At 70.2% G+C, this 12927-nt stretch carries 13 protein-coding genes; 7 read left to right on the top strand and 6 right to left on the bottom strand.

What is annotated here, in order from left to right; genetic code table 11:
- Positions 1 to 96 precede the first annotated feature (96 nt).
- On the top strand, positions 97 to 1860 hold the full coding sequence (locus tag ACGFMK_RS12505; protein ID WP_392761263.1) for a glycoside hydrolase family 2 protein: 1764 nt from the start codon (positions 97 to 99) through the stop codon (positions 1858 to 1860).
- Between the two features lie 92 nt (positions 1861 to 1952).
- Here ACGFMK_RS12505 and ACGFMK_RS12500 read toward each other — a convergent pair whose 3' ends face one another.
- Positions 1953 to 3071 (bottom strand): ROK family protein, encoded by a 1119-nt coding sequence (locus ACGFMK_RS12500; RefSeq protein WP_392761261.1) that lies wholly within the window; start codon positions 3069 to 3071, stop codon positions 1953 to 1955.
- An 89-nt stretch (positions 3072 to 3160) separates the two neighbouring features.
- On the opposite strand from ACGFMK_RS12500, the gene ACGFMK_RS12495 reads away from it, so the two are divergent.
- A complete protein-coding gene (locus ACGFMK_RS12495; RefSeq protein WP_392761259.1) occupies positions 3161 to 4390 on the top strand; it encodes a YbiU family protein in 1230 nt (409 codons plus the stop codon).
- Positions 4391 to 4436: 46 nt separating this feature from the next.
- Here the strand turns inward: ACGFMK_RS12495 and ACGFMK_RS12490 are convergent, their stop codons facing one another.
- From ACGFMK_RS12490 to ACGFMK_RS12475, 4 genes are all read right to left on the bottom strand, one after another.
- Complete coding sequence (locus tag ACGFMK_RS12490; RefSeq protein ID WP_392761256.1) at positions 4437 to 4649, bottom strand: hypothetical protein; 213 nt, start codon at positions 4647 to 4649, stop codon at positions 4437 to 4439.
- 215 nt (positions 4650 to 4864) lie between these two features.
- Positions 4865 to 5353, bottom strand: a complete 489-nt coding sequence (locus tag ACGFMK_RS12485) for a glutathione peroxidase (RefSeq protein WP_392761253.1) — start codon at positions 5351 to 5353, stop codon at positions 4865 to 4867.
- 16 nt (positions 5354 to 5369) lie between these two features.
- Positions 5370 to 6881: a 1,4-alpha-glucan branching protein domain-containing protein gene (locus ACGFMK_RS12480; RefSeq protein ID WP_392761251.1), complete on the bottom strand. Its 1512-nt coding sequence runs from the start codon at positions 6879 to 6881 to the stop codon at positions 5370 to 5372.
- Positions 6878 to 7651, bottom strand: a complete 774-nt coding sequence (locus tag ACGFMK_RS12475; protein WP_392761248.1) for a class I SAM-dependent methyltransferase — start codon at positions 7649 to 7651, stop codon at positions 6878 to 6880. The genes ACGFMK_RS12480 and ACGFMK_RS12475 overlap by 4 nt, the downstream gene beginning before the upstream one ends.
- Positions 7652 to 7703: 52 nt before the next feature.
- Here ACGFMK_RS12475 and ACGFMK_RS12470 point away from each other — a divergent pair, with 52 nt between their 5' ends.
- Positions 7704 to 8129, top strand: coding sequence for a hypothetical protein (locus ACGFMK_RS12470; protein WP_392761246.1), 426 nt, complete (start codon positions 7704 to 7706; stop codon positions 8127 to 8129).
- On the opposite strand, the gene ACGFMK_RS12465 is transcribed toward ACGFMK_RS12470, so the two are convergent.
- Entirely contained in the window at positions 8107 to 8952 is an 846-nt protein-coding gene (locus ACGFMK_RS12465; protein WP_392761243.1) for a DegV family protein, read from the bottom strand. The two genes, ACGFMK_RS12470 and ACGFMK_RS12465, sit on opposite strands and share 23 nt — an antisense overlap.
- Before the next feature lie 244 nt (positions 8953 to 9196).
- On the opposite strand from ACGFMK_RS12465, the gene ACGFMK_RS12460 reads away from it, so the two are divergent.
- The 4 genes from ACGFMK_RS12460 (at position 9197) to ACGFMK_RS12445 (ending at position 12874) form a co-directional block, all read left to right on the top strand.
- Positions 9197 to 9982 (top strand): electron transfer flavoprotein subunit beta/FixA family protein, encoded by a 786-nt coding sequence (locus tag ACGFMK_RS12460; protein ID WP_392761240.1) that lies wholly within the window; start codon positions 9197 to 9199, stop codon positions 9980 to 9982.
- A gap of 26 nt (positions 9983 to 10008) precedes the next feature.
- The gene (locus tag ACGFMK_RS12455) at positions 10009 to 10968 is read left to right on the top strand and encodes an electron transfer flavoprotein subunit alpha/FixB family protein (RefSeq protein WP_392761238.1); all 960 of its coding nucleotides are present in this window, start codon (positions 10009 to 10011) and stop codon (positions 10966 to 10968) included.
- Between the two features lie 158 nt (positions 10969 to 11126).
- Complete coding sequence (locus tag ACGFMK_RS12450) at positions 11127 to 11909, top strand: GNAT family N-acetyltransferase (protein ID WP_392761235.1); 783 nt, start codon at positions 11127 to 11129, stop codon at positions 11907 to 11909.
- Positions 11906 to 12874, top strand: a complete 969-nt coding sequence (locus ACGFMK_RS12445; protein WP_392761233.1) for a lysophospholipid acyltransferase family protein — start codon at positions 11906 to 11908, stop codon at positions 12872 to 12874. The genes ACGFMK_RS12450 and ACGFMK_RS12445 overlap by 4 nt, the downstream gene beginning before the upstream one ends.
- Positions 12875 to 12927 lie beyond the last annotated feature (53 nt).

The raw sequence follows: 12927 nt of genomic DNA, 5'->3' as shown, positions 1-12927 counted from the left end.
GCCCGGCGGCACCCGGGGAAGCCGACTCACGAGGGATGTCGCTAATGTGACGACGGTCACTGGCCGGGTCCGGGATCTCTGCCACCATCGGCCGGGATGACTCCTCCTGAAGACACCGGCTGGCGGCGGCTCGACCCCGTCCTGCCCACCCCGTGGTCCGCCGACGTCGGCCCGGACAACGCGCTGCCCGAGTACCCGCGGCCTCAGCTGACCCGGCCTCGCTGGCTGAACCTCAACGGCGTCTGGGAGTACGCGGGCTGGCCGGCGGCCGCGGACGAGCCCCGGCCGTCCGGCTACGCCGAGTGGATCCTGGTGCCGTTCCCGCCGGAGTCGGCGTTGTCCGGAATCGGACGACGCGACGAGGTCCTCTGGTACCGCCGCCTCGTCGAGACCCCGGACGACTGGCGCGGCGACCGCGTCGTCCTGCACTTCGGCGCGGTCGACCAGAAGGTCCAGGTCTGGGTCAACAACCAGCTGGTCGCGACGCACGAGGGCGGCTACACGGCGTTCAGCGCGGACATCACCGACGTCCTGCGGTCGGCGGGCCCGCAGGAGCTGACCGTCCGCGCCGAGGACCGCACCGACATCGAGCCCTTCCCGGTCGGGAAGCAGCGCAACGCCCCAGACGGAATTTGCTACACGGCGTCGTCGGGCATCTGGCAGACGGTCTGGCTGGAGCCGGTACCCGAGTCCCGCATCGAGCAGCTGGAGCTGACCCCGGACCTAGCCGGCGTGACGGTGTTCCCACAGGTCACAGGCGGCGAAGAAGTCGTGGTCGTGCTTTCGACCACCGACGGCGAGGTGGCGCGCGGCTCGGGCGGAGCCGGCACGTCGGTGCGCGTGGACGTTCCCGAACCACACCTCTGGACCCCCGACGACCCCCACCTCTACACCCTGGAAGTCCGGCTGCTCGACCACCACGGCGCGGTCCTGGACGAGGTCGGCAGTTACACGGGCCTCCGGACCGTCGGCCTCATCCCCGACGCCGACGGACGTCCGCGGATCGCGCTCAACGGCCGGATCACCTTCCTCCACGGCCCGCTCGACCAGGGCTACTGGCCCGACGGCATCTCGACCGCGCCGACCGACGACGCCCTGCGGTTCGACCTCGAAAAGACGAAGGAGCTGGGCTTCAACTTCGTCCGCAAACACGTCAAGGTCGAGCCGGCTCGCTGGTACTTCTGGGCCGACACACTTGGCCTGGTCGTCTGGCAGGACATGCCGTCCCTGACGGTGTCGTTCGACGGCCCGCCCGGCATCGCGCCGGACCCGGTTCCCCAGGCGCGCGAGCGGTTCGAAGCCGAACTGATCAAAATGATCACCCAACTTCGGGCGGTCCCGTCGATCGTCGCCTGGGTGCCGTTCAACGAGGGGTGGGGCGAGTACGACACGGCCCGTGTCGCGGAACTGGTCAAGTCGCTCGACCCGACGCGGCTGGTGATCGCCAACAGTGGCGTCAACTGCTGCTTCTCCCGCCCTGACACGGGTGCGGGTGACGTCTACGACGACCACACGTACGTCGGCCCCGGCGAACCGACTGTCCACGACGGCAGGGCGATCGTCGACGGTGAGTACGGCGGTCTCGGCCTGGTCCTGGACGACCACCGCTGGCCCGGCCCGCCGAACGCGTACGAGATGACCCCGACGTCGGAACGGCTCACCGAGCGCTACGCGGAGGTGAGCGCCCGCTTGGAGCGAGTGATCGTGGAGCGCGGCCTGTCCGGCGCGATCTACACCCAGACGACGGACGTCGAAAACGAGGTCAACGGCCTGCTGACGTACGACCGCGAGGTCATGAAAGTCGACCCGGCGATCGTGGCGAAGTGCGTCCGCGCGGTGATCGACGCGGGCTCCGGCTGATTTTCGGCAACACCCCCGCGCTGTGCCTCCACCAAGCTGTCGTCGGACTTCGCGACCGGTTGGCAACCTCCGGAGGCCCGGGCGGGCCGTGGCTAGCTTTCGGCGACCGCCGTGAGCAGGGCATCGCGGCCGTGGTCGAGTGCCGACAACAACGCGCCTCGCAGGGCCGCCGAGTCCGTCACCGTGCCTGCCTCCACCCGGACCGGGCCCGGCGCCCCCGCAGTGACCGTTCGCCGGATTTCGGCCACCAGCTCCGGACGGCTCCCGGCCGGGCCGCCCAGCAGGACCACGTCCGGGTCGACGATGGTGCAGATCGCGGCCACGGCCCGGCCGAGCGTCGCGCCCAGCTGCCGTAGCCGCGAGGCGGCCACGGCGTCACCCTCGGCCGCGCGTGAGAGCGTGGTCAGAATCGCGTCCACGTCCAGCGACGGCGCGTCCGACCTGCCGAAACCCTGGCCTGCCAGTGCCTCGGCGAGCGTCGCGCCCGAGCTGTCGAGATAACCAATCTCGCCCGCCAGGCCGTGCGCACCGCGGATCAACTGGTCGCCGACGTAGAGACTCACGCCGAGCCCGGCGCCGACGTAGACGTAAGCGAAGCTCTTCGCGTCCCGCGCCGCGCCTTCCCTGCGTTCGGCGAGTGCCGAAAGATTGACGTCGTTGTCGAGCAGGACGTCCCGGCCGATTTCGCCGGCCCGGATCGTGCCCTCGGGGAACGGTGACCCGGGGAGCGCGACCACCTCGTGTGTCACCGAATCGACCGGGTTGGCCACCGAGACGGCCGTCGCGCGGATCGGTCCCGATCCGTCGGCGCTCGCAGCGGCGACGGCGGCACGGACCGCTGTGGTCATCGGGCGACCATCCGGCGCGTGGTGATCGGCGGCCAGGACCGCGCCGGTCAGATCCGTCGTCACGGTGCGGATGCCCTGCTGGTTGACCTCCGCGGCGACGACCCGGCCGGCATTCGCGGCCAGTTCGTAGAACGTGGCGATCCGGCCGCGGCGGCCGGTCTGGTCGGTGCCGGTTGCCCTCAGCGCGCCTGCCGTCTCGAGCCGCCGGACGGACTCGGAAATCGTCGGCTTCGAGATCCCGGTGGTCGCGGCCAGCTCGGCGCGTGTGGTCCGGTTGTGGACGAAGACGTGGTCGAGCACCGCGCGGTCGGTCATGGCCCGCAGCATCGCCAGGCGCGGGAGCGGCCGGTCGGGGTCGGACATCGCACCTCTTGTGGCCGGGAACGGACGGGGTTACCGTAGCGAGGACATTCTAGTAAGGAGTCCTAACCAAAAGATCGCGGAGGACACCGATGACCACCACAGAACTGTCGGCGAACATGTCCGAGGCCGTCACGCGGACCAAGAGCGAGCTGCGGGCCAGGATCGGCGACGTCGCGGGCGCGTTCGCCGAAGTCCGGGACTGGATGCGACGGGAGGTCGACACCGTCGCCGCCGACCAGGACGCTTTCCCCGTGGTCCGATTCCGCGACATCGCCGACGGGACCGTTTCCCAGAGGACCGTCGACGCCGTCCGGCGGCGAGGCTGCGCCGTCGTCAAGGGCACCTTCGCGCGCGAAACGGCCGAGGGCTGGGACGCCGAACTCGCCGCCTACCTGGCCGACAACGACTTCGCGGGGACTTACCAAGGGTCGGCCGACGACGTCTTCGCCGGGCTCGCGTCCGGCCAGCCGCAGATCTACCCGGTCTACTGGTCGAAGCCGCAGATCCAGGCGCGCCAGCACGAGCACATGGTCGCCGTCCGGCGATTCCTCAACTCCTTCTGGCGGCACGAGTCCGAGGGCCGCGTCTGGTTCGACCCCGACCGCGACACGGCCTACCCCGACCGCATCCGGCGTCGCGCTCCCGGGTCGGCGTCGCTCGGGCTGTCCGCGCACACCGACTCCGGCTCGGTCGAACGCTGGCTGCTGCCCGCCTACCAGCAGGTGTTCCGGAACGTCTTCGCCGGAAACTGGCAACAGTACGACCCGTGGGACGGCGCTCACCGCACCGAAGTGGACGAATTCCCGTCCACCGTCATGTGCTCGGCCTTCCGCACCTTCCAGGGCTGGACGGCGTTGTCGGAAATGCGACCGGGCGACGGCGTCCTGCAGGTGGTGCCGATCCCGTCCGCGATCGCGTACGTCCTGCTTCGCGCGCTTCAGGACGACATCCCCGACGACGACCTCTGCGGCGCCGCCAACGGCCAGGCGCTGCCGGTCAGCGACAAGTACCACGACGACCTGCTGCCGGCGCTGACCTCGATTCCCGCCGTCGAACCGGGCGACACGGTCTGGTGGCACGGCGACGTCATCCACGCCGTCGCCGACGGCACCAATCCGGACCGCTGGGGAAACGTCATGTACATCCCGGCGAGCCCGCACTGCGCGAAGAACGCCGCGTACGCCGAAAAATGCGGCCGGGCATTCCTGGCCGGCAAGAGCCCGGGCGATTTCGCGCCGGAAGACTACGAAGTGAACTGGACCGGTCGCGCCACGGCCGACGACCTCAACGACGTCGGACGCGCTCAACTCGGGCTGTGAACGTGCCGGGGCGGGAGGCCACCGCCCCGGCACGGCGGAGCGGGATCTACAGGTGCAGCCAGAGTCCCAGGTGGAGACCCAGGATGTTGATGTGTCCGTGGTGATGGTGGTGGCCGACGCACAGCAAGCAGTGTCGAGCCTGGCCGGCCACGTCGGACTGCGGCGCGGCCGAGGCCGTACCCGCCGCCGGTCCGGCCAGCAGCAGCCCGAGTGCCACGGGGAACGCGGCCAGCGCGGCCCGGCGTCTGGAGGTGCTCATCGGTGATCCCTTCTCGCACGCGACGACGCCGGAATGGCGTCGTGAAAAGTATTCGGTGCGGAGCGGGGAAAACGGCAGGCTGATCACCCGGGGTTCGACCGTCCGGATCACGAAAACGGTTTTCAGGCGCGTTTCCGTGATACCCGAACGGCCGCTGGAACCCGTCGATCCGGTGAAATCCGGGGACGCCGGGGGAGTGCGCCCCCGGGCCGTGGTTACGCGGGAAGGGCTGCCTCGATGGCCTTGACGACCGTCTCGTCCTCGGGCTCGGTGCGCGGCCGGAACCGCGCCAGGACCTCGCCGTCGGCGCTGACGAGGAACTTCTCGAAGTTCCACTGGACGTCGCCGGACGCGCCCTCGGCGTCCTCCGTCTTGGTCAGCTCCGAGTACAGCGGGTGCCGCTCGTCGCCGTTGACGTCGATCTTCTCGAAAAGCGGGAAGGTGACGCCGTAGGTCGTGGAGCAGAACGTCTGGATCTCCTCCGCGCTGCCCGGTTCCTGCCCGGCGAACTGGTTGCACGGAAAACCGACCACGGAGAAGCCCTGGGCGCCGAAGCGCTCCTGCAGCCGCTCAAGGCCGGAGTACTGCGGCGTCAGGCCGCACTTCGACGCCACGTTGACCACCAGCAGCGCCTTGCCGGCCAGCGCACCCAGCGAGCTGTCCTGCCCGTCGAGCGTCTTGACCGGAATTTCGTGGATCCCCATCCGATGGGTCCTCTCTCTAGTACTTGAGCGCCCGGGCGTCGAGGTGCCCGAACGGTCCGTCTTCGACGCGGTAGGCCGCGGCCAGTTCTTCACCCCGCGCGCGGTCGCCGCGGCGCAACGCCCCGGCCAGCGCGTCGAAGCGTTCGGTGTGCACCGCGGCCCGTCGCCGCGCGTAGTCGGCGGCGGAGTCCTTGGTGACCATGAACGCCCAGTCGCTTTGCAATGCCAGCATCGCCTCGGCGACGGCTTGGTCGGCGACGGCGTCACGAGCCGTGGTCGGTAAATCGGCGACGAGGTCCAGCAGCCGTTTCTGCAACGCCGTGTTGGCCTCGACCATGTCCTGGACCTGCTCGCCGTCCCAGACGCGCCAGTCCTTGCCCGACCCCCACGACGACGCGGGCAGGTCGATCGGCGGGCCGACGTGCCCGGCTTCGAGCGCGCCCTTGAGCGTCGTCACCCGCACCCCGGCCTCGGGCAGGGCGCGCAGTACGCCCTCCAGCCAGGCCGGTCCTTCGTGCCACCAGTGCCCGAACAGCTCCGTGTCGTACGCGGCGACCACGAGCGACTCGCGCCCGTGTTGCCGCTTCAGCGACCGCAGCCGCGTGACGACGGTGTCGACGAAGTCCTTGACGTGCAGGCCCAGCACGTCCGCGGCGAGTGCCGGGTCGTACGGCGCCTTGTCCTGCGGCTCGATCGTCTTGCCGGTGACGCGTGATGCTTTGAGGCCGACCTCGTGCGCCCAGGTGTGGAAGTCGCGATAAGCGGCGTGGCCGGGGTAGCCGGCTTTCGGTGACCAGACGCGGTAAGTGACTTCGAGGTCGCGGCCGAAGGCGAGGACGTCGCTGTCGCCGACCGGCCGGGCGGCCCAGGTCTCGCCGCGCAGCGACGGGCCGTCGACCATGAACCGCCGCACGCCGACGGCCGCGTAGTCGTTTTCCAGACCAGGCGCGTAGCCGCATTCTGGCGCCCAAATTCCCTCGGGCCGCGAACCGAGCCGCAACGCCGTGTCGGTGAGGCCGGCGTTCAGCGCGAACTCCCGCACTCGTGGGTCCAGCAGCGGCTGGAACGGGTGGGCCAGCGGCCCGCCCAGCACCTCGATGGTCGAGTTGTCGACCAGGGACCGCAGGATCGGGGAGAAGCCGTGCCGCCAGCGCGTCCCGAGCTCCTCGGCCGCGCGTACGGCGGTCCGGTGTTCGGCCGCGGCCAGCTCGCGCAGGATCGGGTCGTCGCGCCACAGCGTCGACGCGTGCTGGGCGCGCAGCTGCCAGTGGCCGAGCCAGTCGTGGCACGCGCGGATGCTGTACGGGTCGTCGAGCTGCGCGGCGAGCACCGGCGTCATGCCGAGTGTCAGCACATCACGGCGGCCTTCGGCGGCGAAGCGTTCGAGCAGGTCGACCATCGGCAGGTAGGAATGCGCCCACGCCTGGTACAGCCATTCCTCACCGACCGGCCAGGTCCCGTGGTGCGGCAGCCACGGCAGGTGGCTGTGCAGGACGAGGCAGAACGAGCCCTCGTAGGTGTCCGTCATCGGCGCACCGCCACGGCGATCAGGTCGAGGCTCGCGTCGAGGTCGTCGCCGTGGATGTCGAATCCGGTTGTCTCGATCGCGGCGACGTCGGCGAGCAGCGCCTCCGGCCAGACGGCCTGCCCGGGCAGCTCACCCATGACGACGTCCAGCTGCGCGTCGATGATCGAGCCGCCGTACCGCTCGTCGAGCGCGCGGACGGCCTCGCCGTGGTGCAGGCCGTGCAGCGTCTCGACCTCGAAACCGGCGTCCGAGAGCAGCCCGGCCAGCTCGGAGGGCGCCAGCTCGCGTGTGTGGTACGGATTCAGCGGCGTGTCGCTGTCCGGGGTGAAGGTGAGCCGGTTCGGGGTCGTGACCAGCAGTTTGCCGCCCGGCGACAACACCCGCCGGCACTCGGCGAGGAACCCGGCCTGGTCCCAGAGGTGTTCGATGACCTGGAAATTGGCCACGACGTCCACCGAGGCGTCCCGCAGCGGCAAGTACGCCAGGTTCGCCCGCGCGACGGCAACCTCGGGGTACCGGCGCGCGACGTGCTCGGTGGTCGGCACGTCGTAGTCCAAGGCGAGCACCCGGCGGGCCGTGGTCGCGACGAGCCCCGCGCCGTAGCCCTCGCCGCAGCCGGCTTCGAGCACCGTCGCGTCCGCGCAGTGGGGGAGCAGCGCGACGTACGCGGCCTCGTGGCGCCTGAACCAGTAATTCTCGACGGCGATGCCGGGCACGGTCCGTTCGCCGGTCAGATGCAGCGCCTCGGCCCGGGTGGCTGGGGTGGTCACGTCCGCGACCCTAGCGGTGTCACGTCCGGCGCGGCCGTCTCGTTCCGTGGTCATGCAACGGACCATCACCCGCGTACTCCTTGTGTTCTTCGGCGTAGTCGAGGCCGTGACCGGAATCTGGCCACTGGTCAGCCCGACCGGCTTCTACCAGCACTTTCCCGGCTTCCGCACCGGCTGGGTCTCGATGGACGGGCCCTTCAACGAGCACCTCCTGCGCGACTTCGGCGGCCTCAACCTGGCCCTCGCGGCCCTGCTGATCGGCGCCGCCGTGATCGGCACCACAGCCGTGGCGCGGCTGGCCGGCGTGGCGGCGTTGCTGTTCGGCCTGCCGCACTTCCTTTACCACCTCGGCCACGTATCGCATTTCGATCAAATTGATCAGGTTCTCATCATCACGACGACAGGTCTCGGCGCCGTGGTGCCGATCGTGCTGCTGCTGATCCCCGCGCGCCGGGTCAGTCCACCGGCGACACCGTGATGCCGAGCGCGCCCGGGCCGAGGTGCGCGCCGATGACCGTGCTCGCTTCGACGACCATGCTTTCGGCCATCCCGGACACGCGGCGCTCGATCTGGCGGCCGATCTCGAGTTCGTGATCGCTGGCGCCGAACCGGGTCACGGCGATGTCGACGCGGAAGCCGCCCGACTTCCGCACCGCGAGGTCGACCATCTTGGCCAGCGCCCGCCGCGTGCCGGGGACGCGGGCGAGGGGGGAGACCTCGCCATCCTTGACCGTGAGCAGCGGCTTGATGGAGAAGGCGGTGCCGACCGTCGCCTGCGCGGCGCCGATCCGCCCGCCTCGCCGGAGGTACTCCAGCGTGTCGACGTAGATGAACTCGGTACTCGTGAAGCACCGGCGTTCGGCGGCCTCGATGACCCGGGCGGCGTCCCCGCCGAGGGCGGCCGCCCGGGCCGCGGCGATGGCGGCGAAGCCGAGACTCATCCCGGTGGTGCGGCTGTCGAGGACGTGCACGGGGATCCGGACCTGCTGGGCGGCCTCCCGGGCCGCGCGGACGGTGTCGGACATCCGGCCGGAGAGGTGGATGCTGACGATGGCGGTGGCACCCGAGGCGGCGGCCTCCTGGTAGGTCCAGAAGAACGCCCCCGGGTCCGGGGGCGACGTGGTGATCACCTGGCCGGCTCTCATCGTGTCGATGACCTTGCCGCGGTCGAAGCGGTTTTCGTCGTCGAAGTGGCTTCCCATGTTGAGCTGGATCTGCACGACGCCGATGGCCCAGCGGGCGGCGACGAGGTCGGGAAGGCACGAGCTGGAGTCGGTGATGACGGCGATGCGCGCTGGCATGGTGCCGGAGGTTAACCCCTAACGGCCTACTGGCAGTAGGCCGAGGTTGGTCCGATCGGACGAACGGCGGTTCAGGTGGGGCAACCGGCCGACTACCGGGACGATAGTCCCACTAGATTGCGCATCCAGGTGAATGGCGTCACCTCGGCGGGTCCTGACGGCGGAATGGCCCTAATCTACCGGCCAGTAGAGCACTGACCCGTGGTGCGTCCGCGGGCCACAACCGGGAGGTCGAAGAAGACCCATGACCAACATCGTTGTCCTGGTCAAGCAGGTACCGGACACCTACTCGGAGCGCAAGCTCAGCGGGGCCGACCACACCCTTGACCGTGAATCCGCCGACGCCGTGCTCGATGAGATCAACGAGAAGGCCGTCGAAGAAGCCCTGAAGATCAAGGAAGCCGGCGAGGGCGAGGTCACCGTGATCTCGGTGGGCCCCGACCGCGCGACCGACGCGATCCGCAAGGCGCTGTCCATGGGCGCCGACAAGGCCATCCACGTCTCCGACGAGGCGCTGCACGGCTCCGACGCCATCGCCACCGCGAAGGTCATCGCCGCCGCGATCGGCAAGGTCGAGGGCTACGACCTGATCATCGCCGGCAACGAGTCCTCCGACGGTCGCGGCGGCGCCGTCCCGGCGATCCTCGCCGAGCTGCTCGGCCTGCCGCAGGTCACCTACGCGCGTGAGGTCACCGTCGACGGCACGACCATCAAGGCCGTCCGCGAGACCGAGGACGGCCTCACCCACCTCGAGGCGAACCTGCCCGCGGTGGTCAGCGTCGGCGAGAAGATCAACGAGCCGCGCTACCCGTCCTTCAAGGGCATCATGGCCGCGAAGAAGAAGCCGGTCGAGACCTTCACCATCGCCGACCTGGGTGTCGACGCGGGCGAGGTCGGCCTGGCCAACGCCTGGTCCACGGTCACCGAAGCCTCGCCGAAGCCGCCGCGCACCGCCGGCGAGAAGGTCGAGGACGAGGGTGACGGCGGTACCAAGGTCGCCGAGTACCTGGTCGGCCAGAAGCTCATCTGACAAGGGTTCGAGGAGGAAGTAGAACAATGGCTGAAGTACTCGTCCTCGTCGACCACGTCGACGGTGAGGTCAAGAAGGTCACGCTGGAGCTGCTGACCGCGGCCCGCGCGCTCGGTGAGCCGTCGGCCGTCGTCGTCGGCCCGACCGGCACCGCGGCCAAGGCCAAGGAGTCGCTGGCCGCGCACGGCGCCGCCAAGGTGTATGTCGCCGAAGGCGGCGACGCCTCGAACTACCTGGTCACGCCGAAGGTGGACGTGCTCGCCGCGCTGGCGCAGCAGGCGTCCCCGGCCGCCGTGCTCGTCACCGCCAGCGGTGAGGGCAAGGAGGTGGCCGCGCGCCTGGCCGTCCGGCTCGGCTCCGGCCTGATCTACGACGCCGTCGGTGTCAACGGCGACGGCGTGATCGACCAGTCGATCTTCGGTGGCGCGTTCTCGGTGAAGTCCAAGGCGTCGAAGGGCGTCCCGGTCGTCTCGATCCGCCCGGGTGCCGTGGAGGCCGAGCCCGCCGAGGGCGCGGCGGCCGAGGAGACCGTCGAGATTCCAGCAACCGACGCCGCGAAGGCCACCAAGATCACCGGCATCGAGCCGGTGACCGGCGGTGACCGTCCGGAGCTGACCGAGGCCTCGATCGTGGTCTCCGGTGGCCGCGGTGTCGGCTCGGCGGAGAAGTTCGACGTCGTCGAGAAGCTGGCCGACTCGCTCGGCGCGGCCGTCGGCGCCTCCCGTGCCGCCGTCGACTCCGGCTACTACCCGGCGCAGTTCCAGGTGGGCCAGACCGGCAAGACCGTGTCGCCGCAGCTGTACATCGCGCTCGGTATCTCCGGCGCGATCCAGCACCGGGCCGGCATGCAGACGTCGAAGACGATCATCGCCGTCAATAAGGACGCCGAAGCGCCGATCTTCGAGATCGCCGACTTCGGCATCGTCGGCGACCTGTTCAACGTCGCGCCGCAGCTGACCGAAGCGGTCGAGAAGCGCAAGGGCTGATCCTCGGTCCTGAAGGGCCTTCCGGGACGCCCCGGAAGGCCCTTCGCGCGTCTCCAGGACCTGAGAAGAGCCTGAGAACCCGCAATTAACTGAACGTGCACTAATCGGTCATCGGATGGCACTCTCCGCGGTTTCCTACGCCCGGGTACACCTTGACCATGACGACGTCACAGCTCCTCGTCAGCACTGATCAGGCGGGTTCCGAGCTTCCCGCGGACGCCCCCCGCTACTCCCTTCTCGTCGCCCACGCGAACGACGAAGTGGTCGCGGCGCAGCGGCTGCGTCACCAGGTTTTCGCGGAGGAGATGGGCGCGAGGCTCCATTCTCCGCGTCCCGGTCTCGACGTCGACGAGTTCGACGAGTTCTGCGACCACCTCGTCGTCCGCGACGACAACACGGGCGACATCGTCGGCTGCTACCGGATGCTGCCGCCGGACCGCGCCGTCCAGGCCGGGAAGCTCTACGCCGACAGCGAGTTCGACCTGGGCGCGCTCGACGCCCTGCGGCCCTCCCTGGTCGAAACCGGCCGTTCGTGCGTGCACCCCGACCACCGCAGCGGCGCCGTCGTCAGCCTGGTCTGGGCCGGGATCGCCCGGTACATGCTGCTGTCGGGCCACCGCTACCTCGCCGGCTGCGCGTCCGTCCCGCTGGTGGACGGCGGTTCCTTCGCCGCGGGCGTCTGGGACGTCCTGCGCACCAAGCACTACTCGGACGAGGCGACGCGCGTCTCGCCGCTGATCCCGTGGGACACCTCCGGGATCGACCGCCCGGCGCGGGCCACGCTGCCGCCGCTGATCAAGGGCTACATCCGGCTCGGCGCCAAGGTCTACGGCCCGCCCGCCCTCGACGCGGACTTCGGTGTCGCGGACTTCTTCGTCGTGCTCGACCTGCACAACGTCGACGAGCGCTACCTGAAGTTCTTCCTCGGGGTCCAGGTATGAGCCACTCCTGGATGCCGACGTCGCCCTGTGGCGACGACTGCCTCACCGGCGGCGACCCGGTGGTCGCTTTCCCGCGACGGGTGCTGCGGTTCGTCTCGGCGATCGTGGTCGTCTTTTCGGCGATGCTGGCTTCGCCGCTGCTCATCGTCGCTCGCGGCCGGGGCCGCGAGCAGCTGGTCCGGCTGATCTTCCACGGCGTACTGCGCGCCTTCGGCGTCCGGCTGGACATCCGAGGCGGCGACGACTTCCGCACCGCGGCCGCCGGCCGTGGCGCGCTGGTGGTCAACAACCACATCTCCTGGCTGGACATCGTCGCGATCAACGCCCTGCGGCCGATGCGCGCGCTGGCCAAGAAGGAGATCGCGGGCTGGCCGGTGCTGGGCGGCCTGGTCCGCCGCGGCGGCAGCATCTTCCTCGACCGCGAGCGGCTGAAGACGCTGCCCGCCACGATGGCCGAGCTGGCCGACGCACTGCGTTCGGGCTCGCTGGTGAGCGTGACCCCCGAAGGCACCACGTGGTGCGGCCTCGCGTCCGGCCGGTTCACGACCGCGACGTTCCAGGCGGCCATCGACGGAGGTGTCCCGGTACGCCCGATCGCCCTGCGCTACCGCCTCGCCGACGGCCGCGAGACCAGCCGCCCCGCGTTCATCGGGCCGGAGTCGCTGATCGCGTCCCTGCGCCGGGTCGCGGCGCTGCGCGGGCTGGTGCTCGAGGTCCACATCTGCCCGGAGATCGCGCCGGGTCGCGCGGAGACCCGCCACGAACTGGCCGCGCTGGCGGAGGCGGCCGTTCATTCCGCGCTGGGAACGGTCAAGATCCCAGGTCAGCAGCGCCGGCGCACCCAGCGTCCGCAGGCCGTGCCTTCTGCGACGGTGTCAGCTCCGGCCGCGTCGTCCGACGTGGTGCTTCCCCGGGCTGCGGCCACTCAAGCCGCACCCTCCCTGGCTTCGCCTCCCGCGAAGTGATCCGGGGTCTGCCGCCGCGATCCGGCGGCAGACCCTGGCCGGCTTGCGGACGG

The sequence above is a fragment of the Amycolatopsis sp. NPDC049252 genome (genome assembly GCF_043197175.1).
GTDB lineage: Bacteria > Actinomycetota > Actinomycetes > Mycobacteriales > Pseudonocardiaceae > Amycolatopsis.
Note: the sequence above shows the minus strand (reverse complement) of the source record. Positions and strands in the feature narration are given on the sequence as shown.